The following is a 15,909-nucleotide window of genomic DNA, read 5'->3' as shown; positions in this document are numbered from 1 at the left end:
CTAGCTCAAACAGCTGGAAGAACACTCGCTTAATCAGAGGAATGACTTTGTTGCACTTGACTTGACAATTGGGGTTTTTTTCTCTATATAGAAAATGAATTGATAACGTTTATGGTGAATTTTTTCTATTTCCGTACGTTTCTTGGGCTATTTTAGTTTTCTAACTGTGAATCCTCCTTTTCGTGCTATAATAGCTGTAAGAATTCATTTCAAGGAGAAGAAGATGGTATCGACAAAAACAACTATTGCAGGTTTTGAGTTTGACAACTGCCTGATGAATGCCGCGGGTGTAGCCTGTATGACAATTGCAGAACTTGAAGAAGTAAAGAATTCTGCTGCGGGAACATTTGTGACGAAGACTGCGACCTTGGAGTATCGTCAAGGGAACCCAGAGCCACGCTACCAAGATGTGCCACTAGGATCTATTAACTCAATGGGGCTTCCCAACCAAGGTTTGGATTATTATTTAGATTACCTCCTTGAGTTACAAACTTCTGATCCGAATCGGACTTTCTTTTTGTCTTTAGTCGGAATGTCCCCGGAGGAAACCCATACCATCTTGAAAAAGGTAGAAGACAGTGATTTTAGAGGTTTGACGGAGTTGAACCTTTCCTGTCCCAATGTCCCTGGGAAACCCCAGATCGCCTATGACTTTGAGACGACTGATCGAATCTTGTCAGAGGTCTTTGCCTATTTCACCAAACCTCTTGGCATCAAGTTACCACCTTACTTTGATATTGTTCACTTTGATCAAGCTGCAACGATTTTTAACAAATACCCGCTTAAGTTTGTCAACTGCGTTAACTCGATCGGAAATGGCCTCTACATCGAGGATGAATCCGTAGTGATCCGCCCTAAGAACGGCTTTGGTGGGATTGGTGGAGAATACATCAAGCCAACTGCTCTGGCCAATGTCCATGCCTTTTACCAACGGTTGAATCCAGAAATTCAGATTGTAGGGACAGGTGGCGTCTTGACCGGTCGCGATGCCTTTGAGCATATCCTTTGTGGCGCTAGTATGGTGCAAATCGGAACCACACTTCATAAAGAAGGAGTAGGGGCTTTCGAGCGCATTACTACGGAACTCAAAGACATCATGGAAGAAAAAGGCTACCAAAGCCTAGAAGACTTCCGGGGGAAACTGCACTACATTGACTAAACCTTCGAAAAGAACTTCCTCAAGTGGATACTTGGGGATTTTTTATGGATTCTTGTCAAGAGAGAGAATCTGTTCCTAGTTTTAAAGATTTTCCATTTTTATAGAGAGAAAAAGGTGTACAATGGAGGTGAGAAGGAAGGTGATTGCGATGGGAGAAAGGGATGTGGTTCAAGAGGCAAAGACCATGATCGAAACTCTCCAAACAGCCTTTTCTAGGGAATGCAAAACCAGTCCAGATGCCCTTCGATTTGAGGGAAATCTAAATCATATTTTGGAAGTTTTAGTGAAGGCAAGACAGGTAGACAATCGCCTGTTGATTGAGTTGGAAAAATTTTATCAAAGTACCAGTTTATTGATTGGTCTGGGGGAGCTCGATTTGAGTGAAGAGGCCTATCAAGCCTGGCGAGCTTATGATCATTGGCATTACGAAGTTGTGAAGCCTCAGTTGCAGGTGTATGGACCGACGGTGGTTCTTTAATCTTGACAACGATGCTTAGGAAGGTCAGAGATTGAGAGGAGGTGTGGGTCATGTCTCTCATGCATGATTTTTTCCATCAGTTTTTAGTATCTCTACGTAATCTTGGTTACTCGCTCTTTTTCTTATTTGAAAAATAAGTGGGAGTGAGTGCCTTTATCCCTTTTACTAGTATAGTAGAAGGGATTTTTGATGCAGAATCCTTGAAAATCTGATGCTCTTGGATTATGATGGAGCTAATAGATGTCAAGCGTTCCACATAGGGAATGCAGGAAGCGAGGAAAAAAGATGGCAGAGATTTATCTAGCAGGTGGCTGTTTTTGGGGCTTAGAGGAGTATTTCTCTCGGATTTCGGGTGTAGAAAAGACGACGGTGGGCTATGCCAATGGCCAGGTAGAAGCGACCAATTACCAACTGATTAAGGAAACGGATCATGCAGAGACCGTGCAAGTCATCTACGATCCAAATAAGATTTCCTTACGAGCGATTCTGCTCTACTATTTCCGGGTGATCGATCCCTTGTCCATGAACAAGCAGGGAAATGATCGAGGTCGCCAGTACCGGACGGGTGTCTATTACCTGGACGATGCGGACCGTGAGGTGATCGCCCAAGTGTTTGCGGAAGAAGAGGAGCAACTTGGCCACAAAATAGCGGTTGAGCTAGAACCTTTGCGTCACTACATCCTAGCGGAGGACTACCATCAAGACTACCTCAAGAAGAATCCTGGGGGCTATTGCCATATCGATGTGATGGATGCTGACCAACCCTTGATTGATCCGGCAACCTATCCCAAGCCCAGTCAAGAAGAATTAAAGACACGATTGACAGAGGAGCAGTACCAAGTCACTCAAGAGAGTGCGACAGAGCGACCTTTCCACAATGCCTATGACCAGACCTTTGAAGAGGGAATCTATGTGGACATTACGACTGGAGAGCCTCTTTTCTTTGCCAATGATAAGTTTGCGTCTGGCTGTGGATGGCCGAGTTTCTCTCGCCCTATTGCCAAAGATGTCGTTCATTATTACCAGGATCTTAGCCACGGGATGGAGCGGATTGAAGTTCGTTCCCGCTCAGGCAATGCCCATCTCGGCCATGTCTTTACCGATGGGCCAAGAGAACAAGGTGGCCTTCGCTATTGTATCAATTCGGCCTCTCTGCGCTTTATTCCGAAAGAGGAGATGGAGGTAGAGGGATACGGGGATCTACTCAAGCAGATGCACTAAAAGAATGATGGAGAGGGGGCTGTAAGCCCTCTTTTTAGTCCCTCCATTTATCTATTCATGGAAGTTTAGGTCAGTCTGTTTTCTTTTGTCAAAATTGTGTTACAATGAAAAAAAGGCCTGACAGATGACGGAGGGGCCTTTGGCAAGAGCAAGAGAAATGGATAGGAAGAGAAGAAGATGAAGAATTGGAAGGATCTCCTAAAGAGATGGAGTGAGCTCGGGAAAGATATCCTCAGGATGCTCAATGAATGGCTTGATATTGGATTGGGAAAGGTGACTGCTTTTCGCCTGACCAACGAACAGTTTGTCTATGGTTTGCTGATTACAGTATTTGCGGCAGCAAATCTGGTCTTGTGGGTTCAAAAATGGAATGGTTTTCCCATTACAGCGCTAGAAATGCCGGAAGTCGTTGAAAAGCAAGAAGAAGTTCATCCGGATCAGTTACCTCATACGGCTCGGATCATGGCAAATGGAGATCAACTCTATCATGACTTGATTTATATGAGTGCCGCCAAGGAAGATGGAAGCTATGATTTTTCTGAGAATTATCACTATGCTCAGGAATGGTTGAAGCAAGGGAATCTGGTCTTGGGGGATTTTGAAGGGACCATTAATTCGGATTATGGGCTTTCGGGCTATCCGATTTTCAATGCCCCTGGGGAGGTGGTTGCTTCGATTAAGGATGCAGGCTATCAGGTGATGGACCTGGGACATAACCATATCCTCGATTCTGGCTTGGAAGGGCTATTTTCGACTGCCAAGGCTTTTGAAGACGCGGGGATCCAAACGGTTGGTGTCTACCCGCATGAGGCGAGAGAGCAAGCCCCTATCCTGATCAAGGAGGTAAATGGAATCAAGATTGCAATTTTGGCCTACTCCTACGGATTTAATGGGATGGAATATAATCTAGAACAAGAGGACTATGATAATCGTCTATCGGACCTCAATGAGGAGCGGATGCGTCAAGAAATCCAAAAAGCTGAGATGGAAGCGGACGTAACTATTGTCATGCCTCAGATGGGGATTGAATATGAGTTAGAGCCATCAGAGGAACAAAAGGAGCTATACCATAAGATGATTTCTTGGGGAGCTGATATCGTCTTGGGTGGTCATCCTCATGTCGTCCAGCCTGCTGAGATTGTGGATAAGGATGGGCAACAGAAATTGATCATTTATTCTATGGGGAATTTCCTTTCCAATCAGCGGATGGAAACCATGGAAGAGATAGACAATGCCCAATGGACCGAACGGGGTGTCCTGATGGATATAACCATTGAGAAGGTAGGGCGTAAGACACGGATCAAAACGGCCACAGCTCATCCTACTTGGGTCAACCGGACGCCAAAGGACAGTTATTCTCCTGAAGGCTATGAACTCTATCATTTCCAGACCTATATTTTGGAGGACTGGATTGAAGGCGGCAAGTACCGGGATCAATTGGATGATGAAACAAAGGCGCGTGTCGATACAGCCTACCAGGAAGTAAAGGAACGTGTGAATCTGAATTGGCAATAGGAAGGGAGGATTAAGGAATGGACAAACTGGAGTGGTTACCAATTGGATTTGTTGGACTGATTATCATTATGGTTCTAACAAATCGGATATCAACGATTCGTCTGAGAAAAAATTTAGCCAAGGCTTGGGAGGGGAAACCTTTTTTTATAAAAAATGATAGTGAAGAGAGTTTAGTGGAAACGATGCTTTTGGCATCTACATTCCAGCCAACGGATAGTCAAGTAGATGGTCAAACTTGGCATGATTTAGACATGCATAGAGTCTTTGATCAGCTGAACCATACACAGTCTAGTATTGGGGCAGAGGCCTTGTATCAGAAGATGCGTTTGATAAACTTTCAACCAGATGCATCTTTGCAGGAGTTAGAAGATTTCTTTGAACATCACCCGGATCTTCGTCTGAAGGTTCAGGTTGTTATGAACCAGTTAGGAAAAAAGAACCACAATATGGCTAGAAGTATTGTGGCGAATCCAGGGAAGCAAGATTCGAGGATTTATCTTTCTCTCTATATTTTTTTAGCGTGTTTGCCAGTCCTCTCTCTTTTCTTTCTTCCGTTTTTTAAAATTCAAGCCATGTCAGTCTTGATAGCGAGTGTGACGTTTAATATCATTTTTTCGAGCATTCGGAATTGGTCGAATAAACTGCGCTTGGATCAAGTTAGTTACTTGGTTCGTATCTTTGCTTCAGCGGAAAAGCTGAGCCGTCTAGCACTACCAAAACAAGAAACCCTCAAACAGGCTGTCCAACCATTTAAGAAGACGAAAGTCATTTCCAGTATCTTACAAAGTCCAACAGGAAGCTCCGAGATGGAAATTATCCTGATTTACCTTAATTTTCTTTTCTTAATTCCTCAGATTGCTCAAATCTATATCTATCAGCAAGTGAGGACTCATCAGAAAGAAGCACAGGAAACAATCAATCTTTTGGGCGAATTGGAAGTAGCCATCAGCCTTCTACGCCATAAGCGTGATGGTAATTTGGTTTGTCATCCCAATTTTAATGAAGAGACTGGGATTAAAGGAAAGGGGATCTACCATCCTTTACTAGCAGATCCGGTTGCTAACGACGTTAGTTTTGAAAAGAATATGGTGATTAGTGGGGATAATGCCTCTGGGAAATCCACTTATCTGAAAATGGTAGCCATTAACTGTATTTTAGCGCAGGGCTTGGGCTTCGCCTATGGCGAAAGTTTGGAGCTTTCTTATGGACATGTCATGACTTCTATGGATGTCAGCGATGATATCGAGATTGGAGATAGTTATTTTATTACAGAGAGCAAAACAATTCTCCGAATGATTGAGAGTCTGGAAAAGTCAGGTTTTCATTATTTCTTTATTGATGAACTCTTTAAGGGAACCAATACCATTGAGCGAATTGGCTCTGGCTTAGGGATTGTCCGCTGGCTATCGAGACACGATTGCCTGTATATGATTTCAAGCCATGATATTGAGCTGGTTGCTGCATCTGGTGCAGTCAATGATAATTATCATTTTGACAGTCGCTATGTTGACGGGAAAATCGTCTTTGATTATCAGATAAAGCAGGGAGCTGCAGTAACGAAGAATGCGGTCAATACATTAAAAAGCCTCCATTTCCCTTCGGAAATCACTCGAACTTCCCAAGAATTAATTGGACAATATGAAAAGACAGGGAAATGGTCTTTAAATAGAATGTTGAGTGATAAAGAGGAAGGTTGCTAGGTTGTATCAGATCTTCTGTTGAAAAACATTAAAAGCACATAAAACGCAAACTTCACTTGTGTTTCATGTGCTTTTATTATTTGTTCTATTGGTTAAAGACAAGCTTTTCGGTATTGGCTTGGAGTGACCTGATAGTATTTCTTGAACTGGCGATTAAAGTTTGAGAGGTTGTTGAAACCGGATTGGCTCGCGATATCAATGATTGCCTGATCGGAATGCTGGAGGAGATGGGCCGCTTTTTTCAGTCGATATTGAATGATGTACTCCATGCAAGAGATCCCTAATTGTTTCTTAAAGAAATTCATAAAGTGGGTCGGGCTAAAATGGCACAGCTCTGCCAAATGCTCGATCATGAGCTCCTCTTGGTAATGGTTCGAAATATGATCGAGGACCAAACGGATTTTTTCTTCTCTCCGGTATGCGTCCGTTGAGAACTTCTTCTCGACGATATAGTTGTGGGAGAAGAGGAGATAGAGGAGTTCATTGAGCTGGGATTTAAGTCGGAGTTCATAGAAAGGGCCTTGTTCTCTTCCGTTTGCCATACAGGTTAAGAGGCTCTGTTTGATTTCTTCGTAACCGGGTGATTGGGCTTGAATGCGTCGGACAAATTCAAAATCCCCATTGTAGAGGGGTTGTAAATATTTTAGAGTGGCGATATTTTTATGGGTAATCCCAATCAGGTCCAGATTAAAATGCAGGACATCCATGGTATGGGAAGAACTCTGGATGGGGTGGATGGAGTGGAGGGCATTGGGGCGGATCAAAATAATATCACCAGGCTGACTATTAAAATATTCATAGTCGATATGGAACTGAGCAGTCCCTTCATTGACATAAATAATCTCAATATCGGTGTGCCAGTGAAATAAGATATCTGGCTGTCCATTTTGTGTTCTAATCTGTCTGATTGAAAAAGGGAAATCGCTATTGGGAAAGGATGTTTGGCGGTATAAGGTCTTTGTGTTCATGCCTACCTCTTAGATCTTTTTCGGGAGTAGCAGACGTTTTTACCAGGTGTGTGAAAGGGTCTGCTAGTTACTCATACAGGGGAAATCTACTATCTATATTATAATAAAATTGGACCAAAAATTAAAGAGGATTCGATGGAATTTCTTAAATTTTAAGGAAGGAGGAGAGGGGCAATTTAAGGGAGAGAAGTCTCCAAAATGATGAGGGAATGGTGTATAATAGGGGAAAGATGGAAAGAGGTGGCAGTATGCTACAAATGATTGCGACAGATATGGATGGCACTTTGATGGACGAGCAAGGAGAAGTAGACCATGAGCGCTTGAGCCGCATTTTGGATCAGCTAGACCAAAGAGGGATTCCCTTTGTCATTGCGACAGGGAACGGCTATAGCCGTATGGCTCATGTATTGGGAGACTTGAAAGATCGCGTCACCTTGGTGCTGGCTAATGGGGCACGGATATTAGAGAAGGGAAAGCTTATCCGAGAGTGTAGCTGGCCGGAAGAGCTAGTGCAGGAGGTCTTGCATTATCTAGAAGGCCGAGAAGAAGAACTCCACCTGGTCGTTAGTAGCTTATCGGGAGGCTATGCCAAGAAAGGAACAGAGTTTCCTCTTTTAGAGCAATTGATGACGCCTGAGTTAGCAGCTGCTTTTTACAAACGGATGTGCTTTGTGGATGATTTGGCCCATGAACATGGCCAGCAAGTTTTGAAGCTAAGTGTCGTCACGGAGACTGAAAAAGTCGAAGACTTTGTGCAAGAGTTACGAGAAAAGTTTGGAGAGCGCCTACTTCCTGCAGCTAGTGGCTATGGGGCCATTGATATTCTGCAACCGGGTGTCAATAAGGCTACGGCCATTCAATTCTTAGAAGAACGCTGGGGCGTGGATGGTGGGCATCTGATGGCATTTGGCGATAGCCAAAACGATGTCGAGATGCTTGAGTTAGCGACCTATTCCTATGCAATGGAAAATGCGGATCATCATGCGCGACAAGCGGCCCGCTTTACGGCGCCTTCTCATCAGAATCATGGGGTCTACGAAGTCATCGAAGCTTACTTGGATGGAAGGCTCAGCTTCGACTAGGACCTTATCCTACCTTGCACAGTTTCTACTATACGAATCGAAAGGAGCCTTTATGGCTGTACAATTATTGGAGACCTGGCTGTTGAAAGAACAGGCAAAAATACAGAAGAATTACCGAGAACTGAATCAAAATCCTTTGAGGGAACCCGATATTCTTTTTATAGGAGACTCTATCGTCGAATACTATCCCCTTCAAGAGTTGCTGTTGACGGATCAGTATATGGTGAATCGGGGGATTAGAGGCTACAAGACAGACCTCTTAAGAGAGCATCTAGATGCCCACATTTTTGGTCAAGCAGTGGACAAGGTCTTTTTGCTGATTGGAACTAATGACATTGGTAAGGAAATGCCCCTGTCGGAAACCATTGATAACATGAGCATCATCTTGCAGGAGATGGTACGACTCTTGCCCTTGGCGCAAATCAAACTCGTTTCGGTTCTTCCTGTGAATGAGGGAGAGCCCTACAAGGGGACAGTTTATATCCGGACTAATCAGAAGATTCAGACCTTGAACCAGGCCTACCACGAACTGGCTCAGGGGATGATAAATGTTGAATTTATCAATGTTTTTGACCATTTGCTTGGAGAGGATGGTCAGCTCAAACCGGCTTATACAACAGATGGTCTTCATTTAACAATTGAAGGATACAGGGTCTTGAGTAAGGCTTTTCAAAGTGAAATATAACCCATCCTAGCAAGGAAAATGATTTCCAGCTAGGATTTTTTAATGTCTTTTATAAAACAGTTTGGGAAAATACTCTATTTTGTACTAATTCTACAACAAGAAAAAACCTTGTTCTTATGCGGTTTATGACTTCTGTTATAAAATAGTTGGCAGAAACAGAACAGATTTTTGCTTTGTGTTATGTAATAGTTCCAGGCATTCAGTGAGCAAATTCTTATACAAGGACAATAAAACGTGATAAATTGATATAGTAAAGTTATTTGAAACGTTTTCACTCTTTGTCGAATTCAGTTCAAAGACTGACAATTATTTTTATTGAAGGAGAGTTATCATTATGACTCAAGGGAAAATTACAGCATCTGCAGCAATGCTCAACGTATTGAAAACATGGGGCGTAGACACGATCTACGGTATCCCATCAGGAACACTCAGCTCACTCATGGACGCTTTGGCTGAAGACAAAGATATCCGTTTCTTGCAAGTTCGCCACGAAGAAACAGGTGCTCTTGCAGCGGTTATGCAGGCTAAATTTGGCGGTTCTATCGGTGTTGCAGTTGGTTCAGGTGGTCCAGGTGCGACTCACTTGATCAACGGTGTTTACGATGCAGCTATGGATAACACTCCATTCCTTGCTATCCTTGGATCACGTCCAGTTAACGAATTGAACATGGATGCCTTCCAAGAATTGAACCAAAACCCAATGTACAACGGTATCGCTGTTTACAACAAACGTGTAGCTTATGCAGAGCAATTGCCAAAAGTGATTGACGAAGCTTGCCGTGCTGCCGTTTCTAAAAAAGGTCCAGCTGTCGTTGAAATTCCAGTAAACTTTGGTTTCCAAGAAATCGACGAAAACTCATACTACGGTTCAGGTTCATACGAGCGTTCATTCATCGCTCCTGCTTTGAACGAAGTTGAAATCGATAAAGCTGTTGAAATCTTGAACAATGCTGAACGCCCAGTGATCTATGCTGGTTACGGTGGCGTTAAAGCTGGTGAAGTGATTACTGAATTGTCACGTAAAATCAAAGCACCAATCATCACAACTGGTAAAAACTTTGAAGCTTTCGAATGGAACTACGAAGGTTTGACAGGTTCTGCTTACCGTGTTGGTTGGAAACCAGCCAACGAAGTAGTCTTCGAAGCAGACACAGTTCTCTTCCTTGGTTCAAACTTCCCATTTGCTGAAGTTTACGAAGCATTTAAGAATACTGAAAAATTCATCCAAGTCGATATCGACCCTTACAAACTTGGTAAACGTCATGCCCTAGACGCTTCAATCCTTGGTGATGCAGGTCAAGCAGCGAAAGCAATCCTTGATAAAGTGAATCCAGTTGAATCTACTCCATGGTGGCGTGCAAACGTTAAGAATAACCAAAACTGGCGTGATTACATGAACAAACTCGAAGGTAAAACTGAGGGTGAATTGCAATTGTATCAAGTTTACAATGCAATCAACAAACATGCTGATCAAGACGCTATCTATTCAATCGACGTAGGTGACACTACTCAAACATCAACTCGTCACCTTCACATGACACCTAAGAACATGTGGCGTACATCTCCACTCTTTGCGACAATGGGTATTGCCCTTCCTGGTGGTATCGCTGCTAAGAAAGACAATCCAGATCGCCAAGTATGGAACATCATGGGTGACGGTGCATTCAACATGTGCTACCCAGACGTTATCACAAACGTTCAATACGACCTTCCAGTTATCAACGTTGTCTTCTCAAATGGTAAATATGCCTTCATCAAGGACAAATACGAAGACACAAACAAACACTTGTTTGGTTGTGACTTCCCTAATGCTGACTATGCGAAAATCGCTGAAGCTCAAGGAGCTATTGGATTTACAGTTGACCGTATCGAAGACATCGACGCAGTCGTTGCTGAAGCTGTTAAATTGAACAAAGAAGGTAAAACTGTTGTTATCGATGCTCACATCACTCCACATCGTCCACTTCCAGTAGAAGTACTTGAGTTGGATCCAAAACAACACTCAGAAGAAGCTATTAAAGCCTTCAAAGAAAAATACGAAGCTGAAGAGCTTGTACCATTCCGCCTCTTCTTGGAAGAAGAAGGGTTGCAATCACGCGCAATCAAATAATCCTGCTCGTCGAAAATCAAATGTAAACTGCGTTATCTTCACCTTGCCGTACTCCAGTACTGTCTGCGGTTCGATGCCTTGTTTATACTTTGATTTTCTTAGAGCAGAACTTGAAAAGATCGGAGCTATCCGGTCTTTTTCTGGAGGATAGTAAATGAATTTAAATCAATTAGATATCATCGTTTCAAATGTTCCCCAAGTATGTGCTAGCTTGGAGCGTATCTTGGACAAAAAGGCGGACTATGTTGACCAAAGTTTTGCTCAGTTCACGATTGGCAGTCACTGTCTCATGTTATCCCAAAACCATTTGATACCTTTGGAAAATTTCCAGTCAGGAATCATTCTTCACGTTGAAGTTGAGGATGTAGAGCAGAACTACCAACGGTTGAAAGATCTTGGTATCCAGGTTTTAAATGGTCCAGCTGTAACTGATTGGGGAACCGAATCCCTGCTAGTAAGTGGTCCAGCAGGTCTAGTGATTGATTTTTATCGTATGAAATAGGAGGCGTGGTCATTTAACGCCAACCTTAGCTATTCTTAAAATAGAATTTGAGAAAATGAACTATAGAAAAGATTGGAGCCATCCGGTCTTTTTTATTAAAGACAAAATCTTCTTTGAAACTTTCCTTAGGTGAGTACGGACGTTAGGTGAAATTATCCAGTGGATGATTTCAGCAATCCAGGAAGTTCCATGACTTAGTTTTGAACCTAAAGTTTCAAAACTCCCGAGTGCTAGAAACAATCGTGTTTCTAGCACTTTTCTCACGGCGGAAAGTTTCAGTAGATGATTGAATAATTCTAACGAATAAAATTTTTCTATTTTAACAGAATTTATTAGATTTAAGAAAGCAAAATATTATATTTGGCAAAAGAGTATGCATTTTAACAGATCGGATTCGTCCGATCTGTTTTCTTGTATGAGTGTGTTAGATACCTTAGAATAGTATCAGTTTTTCCTAGGATGCTGTAAGATTTTTGGGTTAGAGAAGGGTATAATAGAACTATCAAATCAAGTGAGGTAGAGAGATGACCGATAGACTTCAATTTCCAGATGGTTTCCTTTGGGGTGGGGCGACGGCTGCTAACCAGTGTGAGGGAGCTTATAATGAAGACGGCCGTGGCTTGGCCAATGTGGATGTGGTGCCGATTGGGCCTGACCGTCATGCCATTATTACGGGTCAGAAAAAGATGTTCGACTTTGAAGAGGGCTATTTTTATCCGGCTAAGGATGGCATTGATATGTACCATCGCTACAAGGAAGACATTGCGCTCTTTGGGGAAATGGGCTTTAAAACTTATCGCTTGTCCATTGCCTGGTCTCGGATTTTCCCGAAAGGGGATGAACTTGAGCCAAATGAAGCAGGTCTACAGTTCTATGAAGACCTCTTTAAGGAGTGCCACAAGTATGGCATTGAACCCTTGGCGACCATTACCCACTTTGACTGTCCCATGCATTTGATTACTGAGTATGGAGGTTGGCGCAGTCGCAAGATGTTGGAATGTTATGAACGTCTCTGCCGGACCCTCTTCACTCGCTACAAGGGCTTGGTCAACTACTGGCTAACCTTTAATGAGATCAATATGATCCTTCATGCGCCTTTTATGGGAGCAGGTCTCTGCTTTGAAGAAGGGGAGAATGAGGAGCAAGTCAAATACCAGGCGGCTCACCATGAGTTGGTCGCTTCAGCCATTGCTACCAAGCTAGCCCATGAGATTGATCCTAACAATAAGGTCGGCTGTATGCTGGCAGCAGGGCAAAACTATCCGCATACCTGTGCTCCACGAGATGTCTGGGCTGGTCTAGAAGAAGACCGCAAGAACTATTTCTTCATCGATGTGCAGGCGCGTGGGGAATACCCTAACTATGCCAAGAAAGAGTGGGAGCGTCAGGGAATCACGGTTGAGATGACGGAACAGGACCTTCAATTGTTGAAAGACCATACAGTGGACTTTATTTCCTTCTCCTACTATGCCAGTCGGGTCGCTTCAGGGGATCCAGCTGAAAGGGAGAAAACAGCGGGCAATATCTTTGCCTCTCTGAAGAACCCCTACCTAGAAAGCTCGGAATGGGGTTGGCAGATTGACCCTCTTGGTCTACGCATTACCCTCAATACCATCTGGGATCGTTATCAAAAGCCGATGTTTATCGTGGAAAATGGATTAGGGGCAGTTGATACACCAAATGAAGCAGGGGAGATTGAGGATGATTACCGGATTGACTACCTGGCTGCCCATGTCAAGGCCATGCGAGATGCTATTAACGAAGATGGTGTTGTCCTCTGGGGCTATACGACTTGGGGCTGTATTGACCTGGTCTCTGCCGGGACTGGAGAAATGAAGAAGCGCTACGGCTTTATCTATGTTGATCGGGACAATGAAGGAAAAGGAACTTTAGTCCGCTCACGTAAGAAATCCTTCTATTGGTACAAAGAAGTCATTGCGACCAATGGAGCTTCTGTTAAATAAAAGTTTTCGGTCCTTGCTGGCCGACTCTCCCCTATAAACTAAAAAGCTTAGAATCCCAACCACAAGCTGGGGCCCTAAGCTTTTTGTATGTAGTTAAACCAAGTCACTATGGATTTACTGGTCGTAGTCTAAGACATTGTTCTCGATGACAAACTTAGATTCAGCGGAAATGTTGGCTTCTCCTAGTTGCAACTGCGAACTTCCGTCTGGCTTCATGATGTGCCACTGGCCGTCCTTGTGGGCAAAAATAGCCTGAAATGTGACGTTATCACTCTTGTCTCGAATGGGTAGAACAAATGCTTGATCTGTATTTTCTAAGAGAATCTCTTCTCTTTTTTCAAAGTTATAGATATAAAATTGTCCAGTTCTTTGTCCCAAACCATGAAGTTCATCGACTTTTTGCCAATTTTCAAAATTTTTCTGAACTAGGGATTCATTAAAAATCTTGTTGAAGGTTTCGTTGCGTTTCTTCGTTTCTTCCTCGTCTAGTGTTTTCTGAAACTCTGCAACCTTTTTAGTCGTTTGGATAGTTTGCTTTTGTTGCTCTCTAATTTGGTGTCGGTGGATGACTCGCATCATTCTTCCAGCAACGCCCAGGATAACGAGAATGGATACAAGGCTGATTTTAGTTTTGGCATTTTTTTTCATAGATGAGTCTCCCTATTGTGTCATTGGACCCATTATACCCTTTGAAAGAAAGGATAGTCAAGTTCATCCTGTGATGACCTAACATGCAGATCTACCTGGAGACAATAGAATTTTATCAGATTTTCATTGACGAAGGAGCTTTTATTTGATAGGCTAGGGGAATAGAAATGATTTGGAGTTCAAAGGAAAAAGGAGCGAGGCAAGTGGCACGGATTCTATTAATCGAGGATAATAATGATATCCAAGAAATTTTATACAGTCTCTTAAGTGAAGACCATGAGGTGCTTCAGGCTTTTTCAGGTACAGAAGGGCTGCGGCTCTTCCAGCAAGAAGCCATTGATTTGGTCCTCCTGGACATCATGCTTCCAGGGAAAAATGGGGACCAGGTCCTGGAGGAGATCCGTTTGCAGAGTCAGGTGCCTGTTATCATGATGACGGCTCTTGGAGACAAACACCTCATTAGCCAGTACCTCCTTGCCGGTGCCAATGATTATATTGTTAAGCCCTTTAATCTGGACGAAGTGGCGGCTCGGGTGACGGTGCAGTTGCGAAATCACGTCTCTCCGGCACAGGAAGCTCAAGCGTCGCAAAAGCTTTCCTTTAAGAATTTGGTCCTGAATTCAGAAACCTTTGAACTGGAGTCTGGCGAACAGACGCTTCGCTTGGGCAAAAAAGAATTTCAAATTTTTGAGACCTTGCTGGCACATCCAAAGAAAATTTTCACCAAGGAAGAATTGTATGAGGCGGTCTGGGAAGAGGTCTATCTGCCTGGAGACAATACACTTAATGCCCAATTAAGCAATCTTCGAAAGAAAATTGCCCAACTTGATCCTAATGAGGATTACATTGAAACCGTCTGGGGCTTGGGTGTTCGCTTGAAAGGAGACAAGTAATGTGGGGATTGGTTCTAATTCTAGTCGTCCTTGTCCTTCTCTTGGGACTTGGCTACCTTCGCCTACTCTCTGCTCTCAAAGATTTGCAGGAGCAAATTCAAAAGAAGCTCCAAAATGGGAGTGGGGTGCGGTTAACGTCACGTGTTTCAAAAAAAGAAATGGTCGCCTTGACCAAGCAGGTCAGTGATCTCTTTGATCAAATCGAGCGGACCAATCGGATTGCCTTTCAAGAGAAAAAGACCTTGGATATGGCCATCAGTAATATTGCTCATGATATCCGGACGCCTTTGACCATTGCATCGGGCTATACCCAACAAATCATCAAGGGTGGGACGCAGGAAGAGGAAAAGCTGAAGAAAATTGCTTCCAATCTTCAAGTCGTCTCAAAACGCCTGGAATCTCTCTTGGAATACAGACGCTTGATGGAGGGAGCTATTCAGCCTCGGATTTCAGACGTTAATCTCAGCCAAGTGCTAACCCAACAGTTATTCCAGTATTATGATAGCTTGTCTGAAGCGGGGATTGACTTAGAAGTGGAGATGGAGGAACATCTTCATTATGCTACGGATCCGGAGCTCTGGGAGCGCCTCTTGCAAAATATGCTCAGCAATGTCCTCAAGCATGGGAAGGATCAGGCCCGCTTGACCTTGATGTCGGATGAGGACACGATTCGGGTCGAGCTGCGCAATATTGTGCAACAACCGATCCAGCACTTAGACCAGTTGGCTAGTCGCTTCTACTCAGAAAATCTATCGGATACAGAGGAGTCTTCTGGCTTAGGCCTCTACATCATTCAAAATTTTGTAGAGATCCTAGGGGGAGACTTGCAACTGGCAACAGATGCAGACTGGTTTATTTTGACCATTACACTAAGAAAAAAGGCTTGAGCAGTGCTCAAGCCTTTTTGTTATGATAAATTGTAAAATATAGTGCAACAAAAAAACTCATAGCGTTTCATTGGGGTAAACTGTAAGTATTCACACA

General features: G+C 43.3%; 14 protein-coding genes. 12 read left to right on the top strand and 2 right to left on the bottom strand.

Annotated features, from left to right (window positions below):
- The first annotated feature begins 223 nt into the window (after nucleotides 1-223).
- From K1J10_RS08440 to K1J10_RS08420, 5 genes are all read left to right on the top strand, one after another.
- The gene (locus K1J10_RS08440; RefSeq protein WP_223356756.1) at nucleotides 224-1,159 is read left to right on the top strand and encodes a dihydroorotate oxidase; all 936 of its coding nucleotides are present in this window, start codon (nucleotides 224-226) and stop codon (nucleotides 1,157-1,159) included.
- Between the two features lie 148 nt (nucleotides 1,160-1,307).
- Nucleotides 1,308-1,637 carry a helicase BlpT gene (locus tag K1J10_RS08435; protein WP_223356754.1) on the top strand — a complete coding sequence of 110 codons (330 nt, stop codon included), beginning with the start codon at nucleotides 1,308-1,310 and terminating at the stop codon, nucleotides 1,635-1,637.
- A 285-nt stretch (nucleotides 1,638-1,922) separates the two neighbouring features.
- Nucleotides 1,923-2,858, top strand: a complete 936-nt coding sequence (msrB, locus tag K1J10_RS08430; RefSeq protein WP_223356753.1) for a peptide-methionine (R)-S-oxide reductase MsrB — start codon at nucleotides 1,923-1,925, stop codon at nucleotides 2,856-2,858.
- A 237-nt stretch (nucleotides 2,859-3,095) separates the two neighbouring features.
- Entirely contained in the window at nucleotides 3,096-4,373 is a 1,278-nt protein-coding gene (locus tag K1J10_RS08425; protein WP_223356759.1) for a CapA family protein, read from the top strand.
- A gap of 17 nt (nucleotides 4,374-4,390) precedes the next feature.
- Nucleotides 4,391-6,073 (top strand): MutS-related protein, encoded by a 1,683-nt coding sequence (locus tag K1J10_RS08420; RefSeq protein WP_061564328.1) that lies wholly within the window; start codon nucleotides 4,391-4,393, stop codon nucleotides 6,071-6,073.
- Between the two features lie 92 nt (nucleotides 6,074-6,165).
- Here K1J10_RS08420 and K1J10_RS08415 read toward each other — a convergent pair whose 3' ends face one another.
- Entirely contained in the window at nucleotides 6,166-7,041 is an 876-nt protein-coding gene (locus tag K1J10_RS08415) for an AraC family transcriptional regulator (protein ID WP_061564327.1), read from the bottom strand.
- A 248-nt stretch (nucleotides 7,042-7,289) separates the two neighbouring features.
- Between K1J10_RS08415 and K1J10_RS08410 the strand changes: the two genes are divergently transcribed.
- The 5 genes from K1J10_RS08410 to K1J10_RS08390 all read left to right on the top strand — a co-directional run bounded on the left by K1J10_RS08410 (nucleotide 7,290) and on the right by K1J10_RS08390 (nucleotide 13,384).
- On the top strand, nucleotides 7,290-8,123 hold the full coding sequence (locus tag K1J10_RS08410; RefSeq protein ID WP_061564326.1) for an HAD family hydrolase: 834 nt from the start codon (nucleotides 7,290-7,292) through the stop codon (nucleotides 8,121-8,123).
- Nucleotides 8,124-8,175: 52 nt separating this feature from the next.
- Nucleotides 8,176-8,808 carry an SGNH/GDSL hydrolase family protein gene (locus K1J10_RS08405; protein WP_061564325.1) on the top strand — a complete coding sequence of 211 codons (633 nt, stop codon included), beginning with the start codon at nucleotides 8,176-8,178 and terminating at the stop codon, nucleotides 8,806-8,808.
- Nucleotides 8,809-9,142: 334 nt separating this feature from the next.
- Nucleotides 9,143-10,918 carry a pyruvate oxidase gene (gene spxB / locus K1J10_RS08400; RefSeq protein ID WP_048688661.1) on the top strand — a complete coding sequence of 592 codons (1,776 nt, stop codon included), beginning with the start codon at nucleotides 9,143-9,145 and terminating at the stop codon, nucleotides 10,916-10,918.
- A gap of 154 nt (nucleotides 10,919-11,072) precedes the next feature.
- Nucleotides 11,073-11,420, top strand: a complete 348-nt coding sequence (locus K1J10_RS08395) for a VOC family protein (protein WP_061564324.1) — start codon at nucleotides 11,073-11,075, stop codon at nucleotides 11,418-11,420.
- A 524-nt stretch (nucleotides 11,421-11,944) separates the two neighbouring features.
- Nucleotides 11,945-13,384: a 6-phospho-beta-glucosidase gene (locus tag K1J10_RS08390; protein ID WP_223356751.1), complete on the top strand. Its 1,440-nt coding sequence runs from the start codon at nucleotides 11,945-11,947 to the stop codon at nucleotides 13,382-13,384.
- A 114-nt stretch (nucleotides 13,385-13,498) separates the two neighbouring features.
- On the opposite strand, the gene K1J10_RS08385 is transcribed toward K1J10_RS08390, so the two are convergent.
- Nucleotides 13,499-14,032, bottom strand: a complete 534-nt coding sequence (locus K1J10_RS08385) for a hypothetical protein (protein ID WP_223356749.1) — start codon at nucleotides 14,030-14,032, stop codon at nucleotides 13,499-13,501.
- Nucleotides 14,033-14,235: 203 nt separating this feature from the next.
- Here K1J10_RS08385 and K1J10_RS08380 point away from each other — a divergent pair, with 203 nt between their 5' ends.
- On the top strand, nucleotides 14,236-14,925 hold the full coding sequence (locus K1J10_RS08380) for a response regulator transcription factor (RefSeq protein WP_223356758.1): 690 nt from the start codon (nucleotides 14,236-14,238) through the stop codon (nucleotides 14,923-14,925).
- On the top strand, nucleotides 14,925-15,812 hold the full coding sequence (locus K1J10_RS08375; RefSeq protein WP_223356748.1) for a sensor histidine kinase: 888 nt from the start codon (nucleotides 14,925-14,927) through the stop codon (nucleotides 15,810-15,812). Before K1J10_RS08380 ends, K1J10_RS08375 begins: the two co-directional genes overlap by 1 nt.
- Nucleotides 15,813-15,909 lie beyond the last annotated feature (97 nt).

The organism is Streptococcus australis (assembly GCF_019930045.1).
Classification (GTDB): Bacteria; Bacillota; Bacilli; order Lactobacillales; family Streptococcaceae; genus Streptococcus; species Streptococcus australis_D.
The sequence above is the reverse complement of the archived record's forward strand: the minus strand, read 5'-3'. Positions and strand labels throughout refer to the sequence as shown.

What these genes read in the sequence shown, in the direction of transcription:
- K1J10_RS08440 (WP_223356756.1), top strand. Translation starts at nt 224, where the DNA reads ATGGTATCGACAAAAACAACTATTGCAGGTTTTGAGTTTGACAACTGC.
- K1J10_RS08435 (WP_223356754.1), top strand. Translation starts at nt 1,308, where the DNA reads ATGGGAGAAAGGGATGTGGTTCAAGAGGCAAAGACCATGATCGAAACT.
- msrB (WP_223356753.1), top strand. Translation starts at nt 1,923, where the DNA reads ATGGCAGAGATTTATCTAGCAGGTGGCTGTTTTTGGGGCTTAGAGGAG.
- K1J10_RS08425 (WP_223356759.1), top strand. Translation starts at nt 3,096, where the DNA reads ATGCTCAATGAATGGCTTGATATTGGATTGGGAAAGGTGACTGCTTTT.
- K1J10_RS08420 (WP_061564328.1), top strand. Translation starts at nt 4,391, where the DNA reads ATGGACAAACTGGAGTGGTTACCAATTGGATTTGTTGGACTGATTATC.
- K1J10_RS08415 (WP_061564327.1), bottom strand. Translation starts at nt 7,041, where the DNA reads ATGAACACAAAGACCTTATACCGCCAAACATCCTTTCCCAATAGCGAT.
- K1J10_RS08410 (WP_061564326.1), top strand. Translation starts at nt 7,290, where the DNA reads ATGCTACAAATGATTGCGACAGATATGGATGGCACTTTGATGGACGAG.
- K1J10_RS08405 (WP_061564325.1), top strand. Translation starts at nt 8,176, where the DNA reads ATGGCTGTACAATTATTGGAGACCTGGCTGTTGAAAGAACAGGCAAAA.
- spxB (WP_048688661.1), top strand. Translation starts at nt 9,143, where the DNA reads ATGACTCAAGGGAAAATTACAGCATCTGCAGCAATGCTCAACGTATTG.
- K1J10_RS08395 (WP_061564324.1), top strand. Translation starts at nt 11,073, where the DNA reads ATGAATTTAAATCAATTAGATATCATCGTTTCAAATGTTCCCCAAGTA.
- K1J10_RS08390 (WP_223356751.1), top strand. Translation starts at nt 11,945, where the DNA reads ATGACCGATAGACTTCAATTTCCAGATGGTTTCCTTTGGGGTGGGGCG.
- K1J10_RS08385 (WP_223356749.1), bottom strand. Translation starts at nt 14,032, where the DNA reads ATGAAAAAAAATGCCAAAACTAAAATCAGCCTTGTATCCATTCTCGTT.
- K1J10_RS08375 (WP_223356748.1), top strand. Translation starts at nt 14,925, where the DNA reads ATGTGGGGATTGGTTCTAATTCTAGTCGTCCTTGTCCTTCTCTTGGGA.